Consider the following 18,040-nt stretch of genomic DNA (forward strand, 5'->3'; position numbering starts at 1 on the left):
ATGTCCGCGAACGACGTCATCCGCGAGGGCTTTCGCGAACGCCTGGAAGACTACTGGCATCTCGGCCTGCACCAGGTGCTGCGCCGCGCGCCGATCGACGCGGCGTCCGACCTCGGCAGCCTGCTGGTGCGGCGCAATGTCCGGCGCAACCTGCCGCACATCATCACCGGCGCCCGGCACAATCTGCGCCGGCTGAAGCCGGACTGGTCGGAGGACGAGGTGGAAGCCGGCGTCCACCGCTTCCTCGACAATGTCGGGCGGGTCTATGCCGAGTTCTCGCTGCTGCACCGCCTCATCGCCGAAGGCCGCGTCAGCTTCGATGCCGACAAGTTCCGCACCGGCTGGTCGCCGCCCCGCCCGATGGTGATGGTCATGCTGCACACCGGCAATTGGGAGGTGTTCCCGGCGGCGCTGTCGCATCTCGGCCTGCCGATCAACAGCTTCTACCTGCCGCCGGAACCGGCGGTGCACAACGCGATCGTGCAGAAGGTGCGCGCCGAACTCGGCGTCACCCTGCTGCATCCCGGGCCGCGCGGCGTGCGCGAGGCGCTGCGGCTGCTGCGAGGCGCCCGGCCGTTCGCGATCTTCGGCGACGATGCCCGCGGCGGCGAGACCATGGCCCCGCTGTTCGGCCGGCCGCCGCATGAGGGCGGCAATCTGGGGCTGGTGTCCCGCTTCGCCCGCAGTTGCGACGCCGAGCTGGTGGTCTGCCACTGCGTCCGCCGCCACAAGAGCCGCTTCGAGCTGCATGCCGGCGACATCTTCCGGCTGTCGGACACGGTGGGGGCCAACGCCACCGTCCTCGACGACATCGCCTATCTGAACACGCTGATCGAGCCGATCATCCGCGCACATGCCGACCAGTGGTATTTCCTCGACGACCGCTTCTGAGCGCTGTCGATGCTGCCGGGGCCTGCATGGACGGATTCGATCTTCTTGGATAGCTTGGGCCGCAGACCTTGCGCCATGTCCGTCGGCCTCGGTCGGTTCGAGAACGTAACGTTGTTGCTTTGAAGAGACCGATGTCGAAAACGATCACCGCCCAGTCCGCCAAGGATACCGCGTCCGAGGCGCTCTCCTATCCGCATTTCGACTTCGCCTTCGAACTCGACGAACGCCGCACCTATCAGGTGACGTCGCAACCGCTGCCCTATAGCTTCCTGTTTTCGCCGAAAGGCCGGGGACTGCCGCTGGTCGTCATCAGCCCGCACGGCGCCGATCGCGGCAAGGATGGCCAGCGCGGTTTCCTGCGCGCCGACTGGGCCGCGAAGCTGCCCTATAATGTGCTCATCTGGCAGGATCCTACCATGGCGCTCAGCGAGGCGGCGCAATCCGGGTTCGGGCTGGGCACGGCCGATCACTGGGTGCTGCCGCACATCGCGCTGGTGGTGAAGAAGCTGCGCGACCAGCTCGGCATCGCCAATGAGAACGTGGTGTTCGTCGGCTATGGCGGCGGCGGCTTCGCCTCGCTGGTGCTGGCCTCGTTCCTTCCCGGCGCGAGCTGCCTCGTCAACAATCCCAACACCAACCTGCCGAAAGAGCGGAGCAACGCCCTCGGCAAGCTTCTCGCGCCCGGCTATGCGGGCCTGTCGCAGGCCGAGGCCGCCCAGAAATTCCCCGAGCGCTTCATTGCCAGCGAAGCGCTGAAGAACATGACCGTCCCGCCGCGCATCTACTGTCTCCAGCATGCGCATCGCGACGTCCGCCACCTCAAGCATTTCCTGTCCTTCTGCCTGGGCCTCAAGGCACGCGGGGGCGAACCGGCGGGAAGGGACGAGGACGATCTGATCGTCGAATATTACGTCGATGGCCTGCCCGGCGAAAAACCGGCGAAGGTCGAAGTCTGGTCGCACCGCCTCGAATCGATGCTGCGCTGGTTCGCGACGCGCGGCATGGCCCGGCCGGCGGCCCAGATCGGTGCCCCGGCCACAGCTTCCACCGGCTCGCAGGCCGTCGCTCCGGGCGAGCGGATCGCCCCCCGCCAGGCGTGGAGCGATCTGCTCCCGACCGAAATCGCCTATTGGGACGCGGTGATCTCCGGCAAGCACCGCAAGCCGGAGACAGTGAAGGCGTTTCGCGAGCGGGCGGCGGGCAACTATCCCGTGCCCGGCCCGATCGTGAAGCTGCTGCAGCGGCTGGATATTCTGCGGGCGAAGATTCTCGATGTCGGCTCAGGCCCGCACACCACCATCGGGCCGGTGCTCTACGGCACCAAGCTCAACATCACCGCCGTCGATCCGCTGGCGGACGCCTATAACGGCCTGCTCGACCAATATGGCATCGAGCCGGCGATCCGCACCCTGGCGGGACAGGGCGAGCGGCTGGTCGAACAGTTCGGCACCGACCGCTTCGACATCGTCCACTCGCGCAATGCCCTCGACCATACCCGCGATCCCTGGATCGCCCTGCAACAGATGATCGACGTCTGCGTGCCGGGAGGCGTGGTCTATGTCGAAGGCTCGGTCAATGAGGGGCTGAAGCAGCGCTATGCCGGGCTGCACCAGTGGAACATCATGCCGGCCGATGGCGACCTGATCATCTGGAACGACGAGGGCTCCAATCTCGCTAGCCGGGTCCTCACCGGCATCGCGCAGATAAGGACGAGCGGCAAGGATTCGTGGTTCACCGCCACGCTGCTGAAGAACCTGTGAGGCACTACTCGCTGAGCTTGGTCCGGCAGACATACATCACGATGACGCCGATGGTGACGAAGCTCAGCATGAGGCCGGCGATATAGTAGCCATTATAGAAATCGCTGAGATAGTGACCGTAATAGGCGGTACGCGTCGCGTCGACGATCTGGGACATCGGCAGGAACCAGATCCAGTAGGCAATGCTTTCAGGCAGCATCGACGGAATGAAGATCGTGCCGCTGGTGACCCAGAACAGCGGCACCATCAGGCTGCCGATGATCAGAAAGATGAAGAACATGCGCGAGATGATGGCGAAGAAAATCCCCATGCAGACGCCCAGCAGATAGGCCTGGAACAACGCGTAGACGAATTTCGGGGAATCGAAGATGACGACGTCGAAGCCGATCAGCGCAAGCGCGGAGAGCGTGAAAATCGTCACGCCTGCCGAACTGAGCAGCTCGACGATCGACCGCGCGATCAGCACGTCGACCAGCGTCACGCCCGGAAAATCGGTGAGCCGCTTGTTGGTCTGCGGCGCCGTCTTGACCTGACGGAATCCATACAGCCACAGGACGAAGGGCAGCGCGCCGGTGGCGATGAACATCGTGGTGTCGGTGCCGATCGGCGCGGCACGGCCCAATATGTAGTAGATGGTCAGCAGCAGGGCGATATGGGCCAGCGGCTGGAACAGCGACAGCAGGAAGCCGAAGCGTGTTCCCGCGACGCGCGTCTGCACGTCGCGCAGATAGATCGCCCGCACCACGCGAAAATGCGCCTGCAGCCTCTGGCTGAAGCGCGGGCCGGTGGCGTCGAGTTCGGCAAGGGCGCGCCTTGTGTCGGCGGAAGCCAGCGCCGAACTGGAGGGCATCGGCAGGGATTCGCTTTTCATGACCCGGATCGCTCGCGCTTACTGCGCCGCGCGCAACGGCAGCAAACTCTGGAAATAGCCGCAGAGGAAATCGATGCCGGACCGCAGGTCCACTTCCGGCTTCCAGCCCAGCCCATCGGCGGCACGGCGGATGTCGAGCTGGGAGGCCGGCACGTCGAAGCGCCTCGCCTCGCGCATGATCACATTGGGCCGCACCCGCAAATGACGCTCCAGCTCGTCGATGATGCTGACGAGGGTGGAGCCGACCCCGGAGCCGACATTGATCGGCCCTGCCACATCCCGGCGCGCGCCGGCGGCGATGAGCGCACGAACGACGTCGTCGACCCAGACATAGTCACGCAGGATCGAGCCGTCGCCATAGATGGTGATCGGACGCCCCTCGATGGCGGCGTAGGTGAAGGCGGTCACCGCCCCCAGTCCCTTGGCGATGTTCTGGCCGGTGCCATAGGCATTGCTGATCCGGAGACTGACGCTGTTGACCTCATACTGGGCCGCGTAGAACGCCAGATAATTTTCCGCCGCCAGTTTCGACGCGCCATAGGCGCTCACCGGGCTGGTCGGGTGTTCCTCGTCGATGGGCAGATAGCGCGCCGGCCCGTAGACCGCGCCGCCGGACGAGGCGAAGACGAGGCGGATGTCCGGCCGCTTGCGCACCGCTTCCAGCAGCTTGACAAGCCCAACCACATTGTTGCGCAAATCAGAGAGGGGGTCGGCGGTGGCGGTTTGTGGTATCGACGACCAGGCAAGATGGTAAACGGTGTCGACATCCTCAAGAAGCCGGCAAAATACCTTATGGGACGTCTTGGCGAGATCGACACGATGAATCGGAAAGGGCCCGTCCGTCAGGTTGGAATGCCCACGGAAAACAGTACCCTTCAGCGGCACACCCTGCCGCACCAACTCGCGACAGAGCGCCGTCCCCAGAAATCCTCTCGCTCCGATGACCAAAGCCGTCATGTGCCGACTGAGCTTATGTTCAAGATCACAATGTGCCCCGCCCGCATTAAAATGACCTCATCGCCCATTCCGTTGCGGACCCTAAATTCGTACAGAAGAATGTGTGCAGCGCAAGATACATGCAATCCGCCGGCAAGGCGACCCGGGACTGCACAATGAAAATCGTCCTTTTCGTTCATTGCTACTTTCCGGACCATTTCTATGGTACCGAAAGCTATACAAGAGTGGTGGCCAGAAACCTCCGAGAACAGGGTCACACCGTAAAGATCGTTACCGCAACATTCGCGGGAGAAACTGCGCAAACTGCCTTCATTGAAGAATATGAGTGGGAAGGTATCGGGGTTCTCCGCTTCGACCGCAACCTCATTCCTAACCGTGTGGTTCGCGACACCTACTACATGCCGGAACTGCGCACCGTGCTGGAGCGCATCCTACGGCGTGAGAAGCCGGATGTCGTCCATATTTGTCACCTGATCAACCATACCACGGCCCTGCTCGAAGTCCTAGACAGCCTCTCGATACCGACCGTCGGCACCTTCACAGACTTCTATGGCATCTGTTTCAACAACAAGCTGCAGGCCCACGACGAATCCCTCTGCCTCGGCCCTGACAAGCACCGGACCAACTGCCTCAACTGTTTCCTCAAGGAGGTCGCCGGCCAGGCCGCTTCGGGCTTCACCAAATATGCCGGCCATCCGGCGCTGCGCCCGCTCTCCTCGCGTGTCGCGCGCTTTGCCACGCCCGCCCTCAAGGCCGCCTGGCGCGAGGACATCGAGGCGATCGTCGAGCGCCCCGGCGTGCTCGCCAATGCCTATGGCACGTTCGACGCCGCCGTCGCCCCGACCCAGTTCCTGCATGACGCCTATCGTCGCAACGGCTTTGAGGGGCGCCTCGACATCAGCCGCTTCGGCATCGACATCGACCGGGCGCCGAAGCCCGACCGGCAGGACGGCAAGCTGCATTTCGGTTTCATCGGCCAGCTGGCGCGGCACAAGGGCGTGCACCTGCTCGTCGATGCCCTCGGCGCCATCGCCCACGACAATGCCCGGCTGAGCATATGGGGCAACGAGCAGACCGACCCGGCCTATTCGCGGGAGCTGCGCCGCAGCGCCGCCTGGCTGCCGGTGCAGTTCCGCGGCACGTTCCCGGTCGAGGACATGGCCCGCCACCTCGCCGAGATCGACGTGCTGGTGATCCCCTCGCTCTGGTATGAGAACAGCCCGCTGATCCTGCTCCAGGCGCTGGCGACGCATACCCCCGTCATCATCGCCGACGTCGCCGGAATGACCGAATTCGTGCCGCCCTTCGAATTTGGCGTATATTTTGCCCGCGGAAGCGCGAAATCCCTTGCCGACGCAATGGAGCATTTTGCGAAGGACCCGGCCTTGGCACGTGTCATGAGCCAGCGGATCGGCTACGAGAGGACCACGCGTCACATGGTCGACGACCTGCTGCGCATCTATGAGGAAGTCGCATGAAGGGATTCAGCTTTCAGGGTTTGAAAGCTGCGGTTCGGGCTCAGACACTCGGCCCGCTGTCGCCAGCGGATGAGCCTCTGGCGCCGCTCGCACCCACGTCGGGGATCAACGGCGATCTGGAGCAGTGGCTGCAGACGAACCTGGCCGCCAAGACGGCGGCCAATCGCAGCCTGGTCGCGCCGTTTCCGCCCACCGAGCTGATGCACAATACCAGCGGCCTGAAGAGCAAGGACGACTTCGCCCGTCACGGCATCGACCTCATCCGGGCGCTGGCACGCGTCAGCCCGCGCCCGCCGGCCCAGTTCGGCGACGTGCTGGATTTCGGGGTCGGCGTCGGGCGTCTGGCCCGGCTGTTCCACGGCTACCGCCATCGCTATGTCGGGGTCGACATCGACGGCCGGCACATCAACTGGATCAAATCCAGTCTCGGCCATGTCGAGGCGCATCACACCCGGCCCGCCGAGCCGCTTCCGCTCGCCGATCAAAGCTTTGACACAGTCATCAGCATTTCTGTGTTCAGCCATCTCTGCGAGGCCGACCAGCTGCTCCACCTTGCCGACCTGTCGCGTCTGGTCCGGCCCGGTGGCTACCTGTTTCTGTCCGTGCATGGCCAGCGGGCGTTGTCACGGGCTTTGACGGAGGCGAAGATCGCGGAGATGCTCAGCATTCCGACGTGGGACATCGAACGTGCCCGGCGCGTGTTCGAGTTTGGCTCCGGCTACAGTTTCGTGGTTCAGGCGGGCCACTTGACGACCGACGAGCACCCGTATGGCATCACCTTCATCTCCGAGCGCTATGTCCGCAGCGTCTGGAGCCGTTGGTTCGAGGTCGTTAAAGTGGCATCGGGTGCCATTCACGATTTCCAGGACATTGTCGTGCTGAAGGCCGGCCATGACGCAAGCCGTTAAGCTGAAAAAGGGCCAGTTCGCGCCGGTTCCGGTCCCAAAGGGGCCGGATCCCGGCGCGGCGCGCGCCGCGAGCCTTCAGGCCCGATTTCTTGACTTCGTGCTGAAGAACCGGCTGCCGGCGGGGGCGATCGCCTCGGCCTTCATCGTGTCGATCTGCTACGCCATCTACATATTCGGCATCTCGTCCGACCTTTATTCCTCCGAGACGCGCTTCGCGATCCGGCAGGTGCAGAACAACATGTCGTCGGACCTGTTGACCGACGCCATCAGCAGCTCCCCCGAACGCGCCGAGATCAAGGCGACGCAGCAGGCCGCCGCCCTGGCGAAGGGCGGCGCCGGCGGCGATGCGGATTTCGAGCAGAACCCCTTCGTCATCGCCAATTTCCTGATGAGCCGCGCATTCGTTAAGGAACTCTGGCAGCAGGGCTGGCTACAGTCGCGCTTCGCGAGCCATTCCGTGGACTTCCTGTCCCGCCTGTCTCCGAACGCCACCCTGGAGGAAGCGTGGCGGTTCTGGATGCGTCACGTCATGGCGGCGGTCGACCGAAGCTCCAACACCATCGTCCTACAGGTCTGGGCGTTTACGCCCGAGGATGCCGAGGCCACGGTGGAGATGCTCACCAAGCGCGCCGAATCGATCATGAACGACATCGAGACGCGCGGGCGCCAGGACGCCCTCGACCGTGCCCGCCTCGAACTTCAGCGCGCGAGCGAGGAATACGACCGCAAGCTGAACCAGATCAGCGACATGCGCCAGCTGCTGGCCACCGTCGACCCCAAGCAGGCCGCCAAGACGGCGCAGAGCTCGTTTTTCCGCTTCGAAGCCCAGCGCATCCTGATGCAGCGTGAGCTTCAGGTGCTCCAGACCGCCGAGAACGCCAATTCGCCGTCTGCCAACACCCTGCGCCAGCGTGCGAAATCGATGATCGCCGAGGTGGACCAGCTGCATGGCCGCATCACCGGTTCCGAGGCGGATATGCGCGCCGCGGTGAACGCGCTCGCCTCCTATGAGGAGCTCGACATTAGTCGCCGCTTCGCCCTCATGCGGGTGCAGATCGCCTCGCTGGCGGTGGAAAATGCCGAGCTTCGGCTGCGTGAGCATTCCTATTTCATCTACACCTTCATCGCGCCGTCGCTGCCGACCCAGGCTCTACAGGCATGGCGGGTCCAGCAATGGCTGCTCGTCACTTTCATTGCTTTCGTCGCCGCGCTGGCGGTGATCACGTTCGGCACATTGAGCCGCGACAGTCGTTATTGAACATTTTTAAAGCTCTTACCGGGAGCGGACAGCATGCTGTTCAGCATCGATGAAGACACCGGCACACGGATCGTGGGCTGGATCATGCCGGACAACCCGTCGCATACGCCCTGCGTGTCGGTGTTCGAAGGCGGCGAGAAACTGGCCGAGGTCCAGGCGCGCATCGTCCGGCCGCTGCTGCGCGAGCAGGGGCTGCACGACACCGGCCTGTGCGGTTTCGTCGTCGACGAGGCGGCCGTCTCCGGGCTGGCGCGGCGCCACCAGCTCGACGTGTTCGACCTGCATACCCAGACGCTCGTCTATCGGCGGCGCTACGGCACGCCGACCATCCAGCGCAAGCTGTTCCGGCTGGAACCCCAGATCCTGCCGAATGTGCGGGTCAACCGCCTGTTCGATTCCCTGTTCCAGATGAGCTACCCGCGCATCGAATCCCTGCCGCCCGACACGACCCGAAGCATCATCGACATCAATTTCAGCAATTCCATCTATTTGTCCGGCCGGGTCTACCTCGCCGAATATGAAGTGTTCCTGCAAAAGAACGGCTTCGATTCCTGCACCTATGTCAGGGACCCGATGGAGGAACTGGCGGAGCAGTTGCTGACGCTGGAATGGATTTCCCGCAACAGCGACGACACGGTGAAGCAGCTCGGCAATATCGGCCTGATGAGCCTGGTGGATGCGGTGAAAGGCAAGGAGCTCAAGGACGCCGACGATTTCGGTGCCTGGCTGCTGCACCTGCCGGCGGAAGATCGCCAGCTGCTGTCCAATCCGCTGACGCGCCTGCTCACCTGCCGCAGCAACGATGAACCGCTTTCGGTCGTCGCCGTGCCGAGCGCGCTCGACGCGCTGTCCGGCATGAAGGTGGTGGAGCTCCGTTCGAACCTGGAGCATTTCCTGCAGTTGGTCGGCGCCCAGCTCGAGCACGACCTCGGCACGTGGGAAATCCCGGCGCCCTCGCCCGGCGTCACCAAGCTGGCCGATGGCCTGCGCGACAAGGAAATGGCGCGCGAACTGCTGACGGCCGACCTCGAACTGTTCCGCGAGGTCTCCATCGCCGTCGATCGCACCACCGAGGCGATGCGCGACCGCGATTCCCAGATCGAGCCCCCGCCAGCCCAGGCCGCCATCGCCCAGGGCTAGGGGCGCCGTCTAGCGGCGCCGGCTCAGCGCGGCTCCTTCGCCTCCGGGGCCGCCGCAAGGATCGATTCGCCGCCGAGCCGGCTGTCGCCGATCAGCCGGGCAATGGCGGTGATATCCTCCTGCCCGCCCAGCCGGTCGCGAGCCGCCGACCAGAAGGCGAGCAGCGCTTCAAGCGTCGGCGTCTGCGCCTCCGCGCGCCGGGCGAGATCGCCGGCGATGGAGATGTCCTTGCAGAACAGCTCCAGCGTCTGGCCGAAATCATAGGTGCCGGTCAGCACGTGGTTGGGCAGCTTCACCTCGGTGGCGTGGCTCTTGCCGGAGCCGGCGCTCCACACCTTCAGCATCACCTCCGGATCGAGGCCCAGCCGCTCGCCGACGATCAGCGCCTCGGTCGCGCTCCACAGCGTCGCCGCCGACAGATAATTGTTGAGCGCCTTGATCACATGGCCGGAGCCGACCGGCCCGACATGGATAACCTCACCGCACATCCGATCGAACAGCGGACGCACCCGGGCAAAGGCCTCGGGCGCGCCACCGACCATGGCGGTCAGCGTGCCGGCGCGGGCCCCCGCCATGCCCCCGCTCACCGGCGCATCGAGTACCATCGTCCCCCGCCCCTCGAGGTCGCTCGCCAAGGCGAGGGTGCTGGCCGGCGCCGCCGTCGACATGTCGACCACGACCTCCCGCGGCAGCCGCGTGCAGGCGCCGCCCTCGCCCAGCAGCGCGGCACGGACATGCCGATCGGTCGGCAGCATGGTGATGACGACCGCCCCCGGCAGCCCGGCCGCCTGGGCCGCGACCGGCAGGCCTCGCGCGCGGAAGGGCGCCAGAGCCTCCTCCGAGAGGTCGGCAACGGCGAGCGGCACGCCGCTATCGGCAAGGCGCGCCGCCATGAGGCCGCCCATCCGCCCGGCGCCGATGAAGAGCACACTGTCCATGGTCACGACGACCTCCCCGCTCCGGCCATGCCCGGAGCCCATTTTTGCCACCGGGCGGCACCGCCCGGCCCTTCGGAGAATTGGTGCGCCTCAATGGGCGCGCGCCGCCAGCGCGATCGCCATGGTGGCGACGGCGTTTCGCGCTTCGGTCTCATCCGAGAGGCCGGCGACGCGACGCGAGAAGCTGCGCAGCAGCGTCACCGATTCGGCATCCAGCGCCGCGATCATGCGGGCAAACTCGATGGCGCGCCGGAGCGCCGTGCCGCGCGGCACCACCTCGGTGACGATGCCGATCTCCTTCGCCTCGGCGGCGCCGAAGTGGCGGCTGGTCAGCGCCAGTTCGAACGCCTTCTTGAACGGGACGAACTTGGCGAAATAGGACAGCACGATCAGCGGCGGCAGCTTGTGCGACATTTCCGGCAGCGCGAACACGGCGTCCTCGGCGGCAATGGTGATGTCGCACTGGGTGGAGAACCCGCAGCCGAAGCCAAGCGCCTTGCCTTCCACCGCCGCCACGAACGGCACCGGCGAATGGCGCAGCCGGTCGTTCACCTCGAGGATCAGGCCGAGGTCGTCGCGCACGGCGGCGGCCGAGGTCAACCCCTTCGCCCCGACCCGGCCGGCACAGAAATGCTCGCCCTCGCCGGACAGCACCACGGCGCGAAGGCCGGGCATCGCCAGCACCTCGTCGAGCGTCGTCGCGAATTCGGCGATCTGGGCCGATGAGAGGTGGTTGCCGTCGGCGCTGCGGGTGAACGCCACCGCATAGATGCCGTCGCCATGGGTTTCGATCTTCATGTCACTCTCCTTGGAACCGCATGCCCGTCGCCCCCTTTGCCGCGCCGGGAGGAAGGGCATGTTTGACTTTTATTGTACGACAATAATACGTTATGACGCGAGGGACGCGATCGTGAGCGTGCCGGGCATGACGAAGAGGGTGCGCCATGGCGTTTATCGACCTGAACGGGGAACGTCTCGGCTATGACCGCGCGGGAACCGGCGAGAAGCTGCTGCTCATCCATAGCCTCGGCACCGCCGCCTGGCTGTGGCGCGCGCAGCTCCGCCGCTGGTCGGCGGATTTCGACGTGATCGCCGTCGATGCGCGCGGCCACGGGCGTTCCAGCCGTAACGGCGGCTTCACGGTGCGCAACGTCGCCGCGGATCTCGCCGCGCTGCTCGATGCCCTTGGCGGCGAGCCGGCCCGTGTGGTGGCGATCTCCATGGGCGGCCCGATTGCCGCACATCTGGTCGACATCGCTCCTCGGCTGGTGTCTCGCCTGGTGATAGCCGGCAGCTTCGCTACTCAGGGCGAAGCCGGCGCGACCCGCGCGGCGGCCATCGAGAAAACCATCCGCGAGGGATCGATGGAGGCCTATGCCCGCTTCTATGCCGGCGACACGCTGGTGGAGGATGGCGACCCCGCCCATGTCGACGAACTCGTCGACAGCATTGCCGGCATGTCCGCTGACGCCTATGTCGAGGCGGCGCGCTCGGTGTTCACCGCCGATGTGGTTGAGCTCTACAAGGCGGTGAAGGTGCCGACCCGCGTGGTGGTCGGCTCGCGGGACAACCGCACGCCGCCGAAGCTGTCGCAGGAAATTGCCGCGCTGGTCCCCGGCGCCGATTATGTGGAGATCGAGGGCGCCCGCCACCTCTCCAATCTCGACCGGCCGGACGGCTTTCATGCCGCCGTCGACCCGTTCCTGCTGGCCCGCTGACCAGGCCCGCCGCCAATGAGCCTCCTCCCGGCGGGCGCTGCGCTCGGCATCGGCCCGATCGGCCAGGAAAGTGCGCCGCTGCGCCGCAAGCTGGTGGCGATCCTGCGCCGGCTGATCGAGACCGGCCGGCTCCCCGCCGGCCAGCGGCTGATCGAGAAGGACCTCTGCTCCGAGCTTGCCGTCAGTCGCACCGTGCTGCGCGAGGCTCTGCGCGAACTCGAGGTCGACGGCCTGCTCGTCGCCGGCGCGCGTGGCCTGTCGGTCGCGGTGCTCGGCCGCGCCGAAGCGGAGAACATCTATGCCGTGCGCGCCGCCCTCGAAGCGCTGGTCGCCCGCCAGTTCTGCAGGCGCGCCGACAGCGCCGCCATAGCGGCTCTGGATGCGACACTCGGCGCGCTGCACCGCGCCTATGAGGCGGGCACGCTCGGCAGCATGCTGGACGCCAAGCTCGATTTCTACCGCACGCTCTGCGCCGGCGCCGGCAATCCGGTGGCGCGCGATCTCCTCGACCGGCTGAACGCCCGGATCAGCCTGCTGCGCGCCCGGTCGCTGGCCGATCCCGCCCGCAAGCACGCCTCGCTCGCCGAGATCGATGCCCTCATGGAGGCGCTGCGCCGACGTGACGAAGACCGTGCCGCCGTGCTGGCCGAACGCCATGTCGCCGAGGCGGCACGCACGGCGCTCGGCCCTCCGCCTTCCAACCCGCTCAACGATCCGGAGACCCATCAATGACCGACGACCTCTTCGAAAAGGGACTTGAGATCCGCCGCGCCGTGGTGGGCGCCGCCTATGTCGACAAGTCGCTCGCCGAGGCCGACGATTTCACCCGGCCGCTGCAAGAACTGGTGACGAAATATTGCTGGGGCGAGGTGTGGGGCCGCGAGGGTCTCGCCCGCCGGGACCGCTCGCTGCTCAATCTCGGCATGATCGCGGCGCTGAACCGTCCTCACGAACTCAAGCTCCATGTCCGCGGCGCCCTCAATAACGGGCTGACCCGCGACGAAATCCGGGAGGTGTTCCTCCAGGTGGGGATCTATTGCGGCGTGCCGGCTTCGCTCGACAGCTTCCGCGTCGCCCGCGAGGTATTCGCCGAGGAGGACGCCAAGGCAGCGGCCGCGAAGGGGTAACCGCATCGCGGCGTGGTCATGCCCCGGCCTGGCCCGGGCCTCAACGCCTTCCGCCCCGACCAGGACGCGGAGGGCCGCGACGAGCCCGGCCCCGACGCCCATCGAGCGGTCAGGCGGCCCCCTCCGCCGTTTCACGCCGCCCCCTCAGTTCTGGTCTTCCGGGATCACCTTGCCGTCGATGGTCATCGGCTCGCCGTCGAGCGACAGCGAATGACCGCGCAGCGGGATGTCCATGTGGCAGGGCGTGTCGCGGGTGCCGCCGGCCTCGGTGTTCGGGCCGCTCGACCACAGGAAGTTGCCGTAGAAGGAGCGCGCGTCCATGGAGAGCCCGGCCTCGCGGTCATAAAGGCCGAGCGTCGTCCAGTGCGCCTTCTTGTGCAGCCCCCAGCCGACATGCGCCATCGCATAGGCGTCGGGGTCGTCGAAGCTGTCCATGTAGCTGCGCAGATACTCCGCCTCGAAGCCGCCCTCGATCTTGCGGATCCAGCCGCCCTCGATGGAAATGTGGATCGGCTCGCGGGCATAGCGCTTGAACGGCAGCAGGATGTCGCCGGTGTCGATGACGATGACCCCCTCGCAGCTTCCCTCGTCCGGCCAGGTGGCGACGAAGCAGCTCGGCCAATGATCCCAGCCGCCCTTCCTGTCGACGAAGCCCTGCTGCTTCAGCACCGGATATTGCCCGATGGAGCAGCGGAAATCGGTGCCGGCCTTCGAGGTGACGGTGAGCGTCTTCGCCTTGGCCAGCCGGTTGGCGGCATTGGTCGCCCGGCGCGCATCGTCGAGCGTCGGCTTCATCCGCAGCATCACCTCCGGCGGCTCGCAGGCCAGCAGCATGCGGGCACCGGTCTTCAGGATCTCCTCCTGCTCGGGCGAGAACAGCAGCATCATGGTATCGATGACCAGGTCCGAATGCTTCATCGCCTCCAGCGCCGGGCGATTGCCCTTCAGTGCGGTGTGGCCGACATAGCCGGACTTGTCGCGCGACAGCGCCACATCGCCATTGAGCGGCGGCAGCGTGAGGATCGTCAGCACGCCGCCGAGCTGGCCGACCGCCGTACGGGCGGTGGAGACCAGCTGCGGATTGCTGTCGTCGCTGACGAGCAGCGACACCTGCTCGCCGGGCGTGAGCCTGGAAAGCGTCAGCACGTCCTTCCAGGCCTCGATAAGCGCCAGATCACTGATTGCCATGATTGCCTTCCCTTGTCGGGGATCCTGCGGAAATTCGATGTCGGTGCCGGCTCAGGCCAGCGAGCGATAGCCACGGTCGAAATGGATCAGCGGCGGCTGCGCCGGACCGAGCCGCACCGCCCGCACGGTTCCGAAGAAGACCGTGTGGGTGTAGGCATCGACGCTTTCGGCCAGCGTGCAGTCGATGCTGACCAGCGCGTCGCGCAGCGCCGGCGCCCCGGTCGACAGCGACAGCCATTCCACAGCGTCGAATTTGCCGGAACCGGCGTGGCCATGCCGGCCGGCGAAACGGTCGGCGATCGGCCGGTCGTGCTCGGCGAGAACGTTGACGCAGAAAGCGCCGGTCCGGGCGATGGCATGATGGGCCTCGCCATGACGATTGACGCAGACCAGCAGCGTCGGCGGCGCGATCGACACGCTGCATACCGCTGTCGCGGTCAATCCACGCATCTCCTCGCCGCGGCCGGCGGTGATGACCGACACCGCCCCGGCGAGACGGCCCATGGCGTGCTTGAAGGCGCCGGTCAGCTCCGCATCGGCAGGATGCGACAGGGCCGGCGCCATGGCACCCGGCCCATGGCCCTGCGCGGCATGGGCGGTCATGACCGCAGCGCCTTGAGTGCGTCCTCGATCGAGGCCGCGGCGGCGAGAGTGCGAGCGTCGTCGCCGATGCGGCCGACCACCTGCACGCCGACCGGCAGCCCGCCCGGCCCGGCACCTGCCGGTACCGACAGCGCCGGCACGTGCAGCAGCGTCCACACCTTGTTGAACACCGGGTCGCCGGTGGCCCCCAACCCGGCCGGCGCCTCGCCCGGCGCCGCCGGCGTGATCAGCACGTCGCAGCCGTCGAGCAGTTCCTCGACGATCGCATCCCGGTGCTTCAGCACGGCGAGCGCGGCGTCGTACTGGTCGCGCGTCGCCTTCGCCAGCGTCTCGAGGAAGCCGAGGGTGATCGGCGAAATGCGCGCGCCCAGCACCCGGCGCTCATAGGCGAGCGTATGCGGCGTCTCCCACCCCATCACCGCGTCGAACAGCGCATAGAGCTGTTCGAACATGTCGGGCACCGGCCGTTCGCGCACCGAGCCACCGGCCGCCTCGATCGCTGCGGCGCTGCGGTCGAGCGCGGCGCGGGTCGCCGGTTCGGCCGCGGCCCAGCGGGAGGTGCGGAACAGCCCGACCCGGAGCGGACCGTTCACCGTGCCTTCTGCCAGGGCCGGCCGCCCGGCGAGCGCGGCGGTGACGAAGGCGGCGTCGCGCACGTCGCGGGTGATGACGCCGAGATGGTCGAGGCTGTCGGAGAGCGCCTTGACGCCGGCACGGTTCAGCGTGCCGAAGCTCGGCTTGTAGCCGACGACGCCGCAATAGCTGGCCGGCCGCAGGATCGAGCCGGCGGTCTGGGTGCCGAAGGCGACCTGCACCATGCCGGCCGCCACCGCGGCGCAGGAGCCGCTGGAGGAGCCTCCCGGCGTATGGTCGGGATGGTGCGGGTTGCGGGTCTTGCCCGGGCTCGACATGGCGAACTCGGTCGAGACGGTCTTGCCGAGCACCACGCCGCCGAGCTGGCGGGTCAGCGCCACGATGGGCGCGTCCCAGGCCGGCCGGTACCCGTCATAGACCGCGGAGCCGTAGCCGGTGGGCATGTCGGCGGTATCGATCACGTCCTTGACGCCGAAGGTGACGCCGGCAAGCGGCCCCGCCGGGCTGGCGAGCGCCTCGGCCAGTGCGCGGTCGCGGTCGAAATAGGCGAAAGCCTGGACGGCCGGCTCGACGGCGGCGATGCGCTCGGCGAAGGCGGCGGCCACCGCTTCCGCCGCCAGCGCATTGCCGGTGACCCGTGCGGCCGTCTCGCGCGCCGACAATTCGGCCAGGGAAGAAGGCATCGTCTCGCTCATCATTGACCTCAGCGGCTGACCATGGACGGACGCCGGGCGAACCACGGCCGCGCCCGCTCCAGCTGACCGGCGAGCCGGAACAGCAACCCGTCCCTGCCGAACCCCGCGCCGAAATGCGCGCCGATCGGCAACCCGTCGGAGGACATGCCGAGCGGCACGCTCATGGCCGGACACCCCGAGGCGTTGAAGGCGCAGGTGAAGGGCGCATGCGTCCAGAAGGCGTCGTAGAAATCGTCGAGCCGCTTGCCGGCCCCGGCGAGCTTGCCGAGCGGGGGCGGCAACTCGGCCGCGGTCGGCGACAGCAGCACGTCGTAGTTCTGGAAGAAGCGTCCCAGCGAGCGGGCGGTCTGATGCAGCATGTTCACCGCGCTGAGATAGGCGGTTGCCGGCAGCGCCCGCGCCTCGCGCACCCATTCGGCATTGACCGGCTCGATATGGCCGAGCGGATCGGCGAGGCCGAGCGCCCGGCCGCGCATTTCCACCGCCGGCGTGATGTTGACGCCGACGATGATGCGCCAGGCAGCCTTGAGTGCATGGGCGTCGTAGCCGGCGTCGCAGATCTCGACGTGATGGCCAAGCTCCGCGCAGAGCCGCGCCGCCTCCTCGGCCACCCGCACGCATTCGGCGTCGACCGGGGTTCCGAGCGGCGAGACCGGGGTGAAGCCGATGCGCAGCGGCGGCGGATCGCGTTCGACCTGCGAGAGGTAGCTCTCGGCGCCGACCGGCGACAGATAGGGGTCGCCGATGTCCGGCCCGCCGCTGGCATCGAGCAGGGCGGCGTTGTCGCGCACCGACCAGCTCGCCGCATGCGGCGTCGACATGCCGGCGATCGCCTCCACCACCACCGGGCCGAGCGGATTGACCATCCGGCTCGGCTTGAAGCCGAACAGGCCGCAATGCGACGCCGGCAGGCGGGTGGAGCCGGCACCGTCCGAGGTGTTGGCCATCGGCACATAGCCGGCGGCGATGGCGGCGGTCGAGCCGCCCGAGGAGCCGCCGGGGCTCAGCTCAGGCTTCCACGGATTGCGCGTCGGGCCGAAGGCGTCCGGCTCGGTGGTAAAGCTGAGCGCGAATTCCGGGGTGTTGGTCTTGGCGATGATGACGAGGCCGGCCGCCTTGTAGCGCGCCACCAGCGTCGAATCGCGGCTCGACACCGCATCCCTGAACAGGTTCGAGCCGGTGGAGAGGAGAGTCCCCTCCATCTCGAAGCCGGTGTTCTTCAACAGGAACGGCACGCCGGTGAACGGCCCCTCCGGCAATCCTTCCGCGATCGCCTGCCGCCCGCGCTCCTCGAAGCGATGCACCAGCGCGTGCAGGCGCGGCTCGTGCATCGCGACGCGCGAGAGCGCGGCATTGAGCAGTTCGCCGGCCGTCACATCGCCGGTGCGCACCAGCGCCGCGAGACCGGTGGCGTCATACGCCTCATATTCGGCGAAGCCGGCATGGCGCGGCGCAGCGGGATCGGTCGTCATGCCGGCACCTTGTCGATCTGCCGCTGGAAGGCGGCCGGGTCCCAATAGTCGCGGGTGCCGAGGATCAGGCCGTCGGCGATCTCGAAGACATGAGCGCCCTTGAGCTCGATGGAAAGCCCGCGGGTCGGCCGGCCCTTGATGTCGATGCCCAGCCGGCCGGTCAGCGTGTAGAGGACGGCCGCATTCGAACCGGCGTCGATCCGTTCGCGCAACTGCCAATGCGCGTCGGTGATGAAGCCGAAGAAGCGGTCGAGTCCCTGCTTCAGCGCCTCGCGTCCCTCGCGGCGGGAGCGGTTATGCGCCTCCTCGTGCCAGCCATGCTCGGCATAGAGCGCCGCGGCGTCCGCGGCGTCATGGCGGTTATACGCGGCATAGAAGGCTTCGACCGGATCGGCCGGACGGTGAAGCGAAGGGTCGGCTGGGTGCTGGGCCATACCGGGCC

Annotated in this window: 18 protein-coding genes; 9 read left to right on the forward strand and 9 right to left on the reverse strand. The window is 66.9% G+C overall.

Annotated elements, in window-relative coordinates:
• Both J2X65_RS03510 and J2X65_RS03515 read left to right on the forward strand, forming a co-directional pair.
• Positions 1 to 891: a hypothetical protein gene (locus J2X65_RS03510; protein ID WP_310198061.1), complete on the forward strand. Its 891-nt coding sequence runs from the start codon at positions 1 to 3 to the stop codon at positions 889 to 891.
• 131 nt (positions 892 to 1,022) lie between these two features.
• A complete protein-coding gene (locus tag J2X65_RS03515; protein WP_310198064.1) occupies positions 1,023 to 2,651 on the forward strand; it encodes a methyltransferase domain-containing protein in 1,629 nt (542 codons plus the stop codon).
• Between the two features lie 4 nt (positions 2,652 to 2,655).
• On the opposite strand, the gene J2X65_RS03520 is transcribed toward J2X65_RS03515, so the two are convergent.
• Positions 2,656 to 3,522 (reverse strand): ABC transporter permease, encoded by an 867-nt coding sequence (locus J2X65_RS03520; RefSeq protein ID WP_310198067.1) that lies wholly within the window; start codon positions 3,520 to 3,522, stop codon positions 2,656 to 2,658.
• 18 nt (positions 3,523 to 3,540) lie between these two features.
• Positions 3,541 to 4,479 carry an NAD-dependent epimerase/dehydratase family protein gene (locus tag J2X65_RS03525; RefSeq protein WP_310198070.1) on the reverse strand — a complete coding sequence of 313 codons (939 nt, stop codon included), beginning with the start codon at positions 4,477 to 4,479 and terminating at the stop codon, positions 3,541 to 3,543.
• Between the two features lie 119 nt (positions 4,480 to 4,598).
• Between J2X65_RS03525 and J2X65_RS03530 the strand changes: the two genes are divergently transcribed.
• From J2X65_RS03530 to J2X65_RS03545, 4 genes are read left to right on the forward strand one after another with little or no spacing between them, the layout of a single operon-like run.
• Positions 4,599 to 5,957: a glycosyltransferase family 4 protein gene (locus tag J2X65_RS03530; protein WP_310198073.1), complete on the forward strand. Its 1,359-nt coding sequence runs from the start codon at positions 4,599 to 4,601 to the stop codon at positions 5,955 to 5,957.
• Positions 5,954 to 6,865, forward strand: a complete 912-nt coding sequence (locus tag J2X65_RS03535; protein ID WP_310198076.1) for a methyltransferase domain-containing protein — start codon at positions 5,954 to 5,956, stop codon at positions 6,863 to 6,865. The genes J2X65_RS03530 and J2X65_RS03535 overlap by 4 nt, the downstream gene beginning before the upstream one ends.
• Complete coding sequence (locus J2X65_RS03540; RefSeq protein ID WP_310198078.1) at positions 6,849 to 8,123, forward strand: hypothetical protein; 1,275 nt, start codon at positions 6,849 to 6,851, stop codon at positions 8,121 to 8,123. Before J2X65_RS03535 ends, J2X65_RS03540 begins: the two co-directional genes overlap by 17 nt.
• Positions 8,124 to 8,156: 33 nt before the next feature.
• A complete protein-coding gene (locus J2X65_RS03545) occupies positions 8,157 to 9,263 on the forward strand; it encodes a hypothetical protein (RefSeq protein WP_310198081.1) in 1,107 nt (368 codons plus the stop codon).
• 23 nt (positions 9,264 to 9,286) lie between these two features.
• On the opposite strand, the gene J2X65_RS03550 is transcribed toward J2X65_RS03545, so the two are convergent.
• Both J2X65_RS03550 and J2X65_RS03555 read right to left on the reverse strand, forming a co-directional pair.
• On the reverse strand, positions 9,287 to 10,201 hold the full coding sequence (locus J2X65_RS03550) for an NAD(P)-dependent oxidoreductase (protein ID WP_310198553.1): 915 nt from the start codon (positions 10,199 to 10,201) through the stop codon (positions 9,287 to 9,289).
• Positions 10,202 to 10,291: 90 nt separating this feature from the next.
• Complete coding sequence (locus J2X65_RS03555) at positions 10,292 to 10,999, reverse strand: enoyl-CoA hydratase/isomerase family protein (RefSeq protein WP_310198084.1); 708 nt, start codon at positions 10,997 to 10,999, stop codon at positions 10,292 to 10,294.
• 146 nt (positions 11,000 to 11,145) lie between these two features.
• On the opposite strand from J2X65_RS03555, the gene J2X65_RS03560 reads away from it, so the two are divergent.
• The 3 genes from J2X65_RS03560 to pcaC are packed head-to-tail and all read left to right on the forward strand — an operon-like array spanning position 11,146 to position 13,046.
• Complete coding sequence (locus J2X65_RS03560; protein ID WP_310198087.1) at positions 11,146 to 11,919, forward strand: alpha/beta fold hydrolase; 774 nt, start codon at positions 11,146 to 11,148, stop codon at positions 11,917 to 11,919.
• A gap of 15 nt (positions 11,920 to 11,934) precedes the next feature.
• Positions 11,935 to 12,651, forward strand: coding sequence for a GntR family transcriptional regulator (locus tag J2X65_RS03565; RefSeq protein WP_310198090.1), 717 nt, complete (start codon positions 11,935 to 11,937; stop codon positions 12,649 to 12,651).
• On the forward strand, positions 12,648 to 13,046 hold the full coding sequence (pcaC, locus tag J2X65_RS03570; protein WP_310198092.1) for a 4-carboxymuconolactone decarboxylase: 399 nt from the start codon (positions 12,648 to 12,650) through the stop codon (positions 13,044 to 13,046). Before J2X65_RS03565 ends, pcaC begins: the two co-directional genes overlap by 4 nt.
• 144 nt (positions 13,047 to 13,190) lie before the next feature.
• Here the strand turns inward: pcaC and J2X65_RS03575 are convergent, their stop codons facing one another.
• The 5 genes from J2X65_RS03575 to J2X65_RS03595 are packed head-to-tail and all read right to left on the reverse strand — an operon-like array spanning position 13,191 to position 18,032.
• Positions 13,191 to 14,234 carry a 2,5-dihydroxypyridine 5,6-dioxygenase gene (locus tag J2X65_RS03575; RefSeq protein ID WP_310198095.1) on the reverse strand — a complete coding sequence of 348 codons (1,044 nt, stop codon included), beginning with the start codon at positions 14,232 to 14,234 and terminating at the stop codon, positions 13,191 to 13,193.
• A gap of 51 nt (positions 14,235 to 14,285) precedes the next feature.
• Positions 14,286 to 14,837 carry a flavin reductase family protein gene (locus J2X65_RS03580; protein WP_310198098.1) on the reverse strand — a complete coding sequence of 184 codons (552 nt, stop codon included), beginning with the start codon at positions 14,835 to 14,837 and terminating at the stop codon, positions 14,286 to 14,288.
• Positions 14,834 to 16,114 (reverse strand): amidase, encoded by a 1,281-nt coding sequence (locus J2X65_RS03585; RefSeq protein WP_310198101.1) that lies wholly within the window; start codon positions 16,112 to 16,114, stop codon positions 14,834 to 14,836. Before J2X65_RS03585 ends, J2X65_RS03580 begins: the two co-directional genes overlap by 4 nt.
• A gap of 20 nt (positions 16,115 to 16,134) precedes the next feature.
• On the reverse strand, positions 16,135 to 17,598 hold the full coding sequence (locus tag J2X65_RS03590) for an amidase (protein WP_310198104.1): 1,464 nt from the start codon (positions 17,596 to 17,598) through the stop codon (positions 16,135 to 16,137).
• The gene (locus J2X65_RS03595; protein WP_310198107.1) at positions 17,595 to 18,032 is read right to left on the reverse strand and encodes a nuclear transport factor 2 family protein; all 438 of its coding nucleotides are present in this window, start codon (positions 18,030 to 18,032) and stop codon (positions 17,595 to 17,597) included. The genes J2X65_RS03590 and J2X65_RS03595 overlap by 4 nt, the downstream gene beginning before the upstream one ends.
• Positions 18,033 to 18,040: the final 8 nt, after the last annotated feature.

Origin of the sequence: Ancylobacter sp. 3268, from assembly GCF_031456575.1 — a bacterium.
Lineage (GTDB): Bacteria > Pseudomonadota > Alphaproteobacteria > Rhizobiales > Xanthobacteraceae > Ancylobacter.

Excerpts from the sequence above, each read along its gene's own strand:
- J2X65_RS03510 (WP_310198061.1), top strand. The coding sequence starts at position 1 with ATGTCCGCGAACGACGTCATCCGCGAGGGCTTTCGCGAACGCCTGGAA.
- J2X65_RS03515 (WP_310198064.1), top strand. The coding sequence starts at position 1,023 with ATGTCGAAAACGATCACCGCCCAGTCCGCCAAGGATACCGCGTCCGAG.
- J2X65_RS03520 (WP_310198067.1), bottom strand. The coding sequence starts at position 3,522 with ATGAAAAGCGAATCCCTGCCGATGCCCTCCAGTTCGGCGCTGGCTTCC.
- J2X65_RS03525 (WP_310198070.1), bottom strand. The coding sequence starts at position 4,479 with ATGACGGCTTTGGTCATCGGAGCGAGAGGATTTCTGGGGACGGCGCTC.
- J2X65_RS03530 (WP_310198073.1), top strand. The coding sequence starts at position 4,599 with ATGCAATCCGCCGGCAAGGCGACCCGGGACTGCACAATGAAAATCGTC.
- J2X65_RS03535 (WP_310198076.1), top strand. The coding sequence starts at position 5,954 with ATGAAGGGATTCAGCTTTCAGGGTTTGAAAGCTGCGGTTCGGGCTCAG.
- J2X65_RS03540 (WP_310198078.1), top strand. The coding sequence starts at position 6,849 with ATGACGCAAGCCGTTAAGCTGAAAAAGGGCCAGTTCGCGCCGGTTCCG.
- J2X65_RS03545 (WP_310198081.1), top strand. The coding sequence starts at position 8,157 with ATGCTGTTCAGCATCGATGAAGACACCGGCACACGGATCGTGGGCTGG.
- J2X65_RS03550 (WP_310198553.1), bottom strand. The coding sequence starts at position 10,201 with ATGGACAGTGTGCTCTTCATCGGCGCCGGGCGGATGGGCGGCCTCATG.
- J2X65_RS03555 (WP_310198084.1), bottom strand. The coding sequence starts at position 10,999 with ATGAAGATCGAAACCCATGGCGACGGCATCTATGCGGTGGCGTTCACC.
- J2X65_RS03560 (WP_310198087.1), top strand. The coding sequence starts at position 11,146 with ATGGCGTTTATCGACCTGAACGGGGAACGTCTCGGCTATGACCGCGCG.
- J2X65_RS03565 (WP_310198090.1), top strand. The coding sequence starts at position 11,935 with ATGAGCCTCCTCCCGGCGGGCGCTGCGCTCGGCATCGGCCCGATCGGC.
- pcaC (WP_310198092.1), top strand. The coding sequence starts at position 12,648 with ATGACCGACGACCTCTTCGAAAAGGGACTTGAGATCCGCCGCGCCGTG.
- J2X65_RS03575 (WP_310198095.1), bottom strand. The coding sequence starts at position 14,234 with ATGGCAATCAGTGATCTGGCGCTTATCGAGGCCTGGAAGGACGTGCTG.
- J2X65_RS03580 (WP_310198098.1), bottom strand. The coding sequence starts at position 14,837 with ATGACCGCCCATGCCGCGCAGGGCCATGGGCCGGGTGCCATGGCGCCG.
- J2X65_RS03585 (WP_310198101.1), bottom strand. The coding sequence starts at position 16,114 with ATGCCTTCTTCCCTGGCCGAATTGTCGGCGCGCGAGACGGCCGCACGG.
- J2X65_RS03590 (WP_310198104.1), bottom strand. The coding sequence starts at position 17,598 with ATGACGACCGATCCCGCTGCGCCGCGCCATGCCGGCTTCGCCGAATAT.
- J2X65_RS03595 (WP_310198107.1), bottom strand. The coding sequence starts at position 18,032 with ATGGCCCAGCACCCAGCCGACCCTTCGCTTCACCGTCCGGCCGATCCG.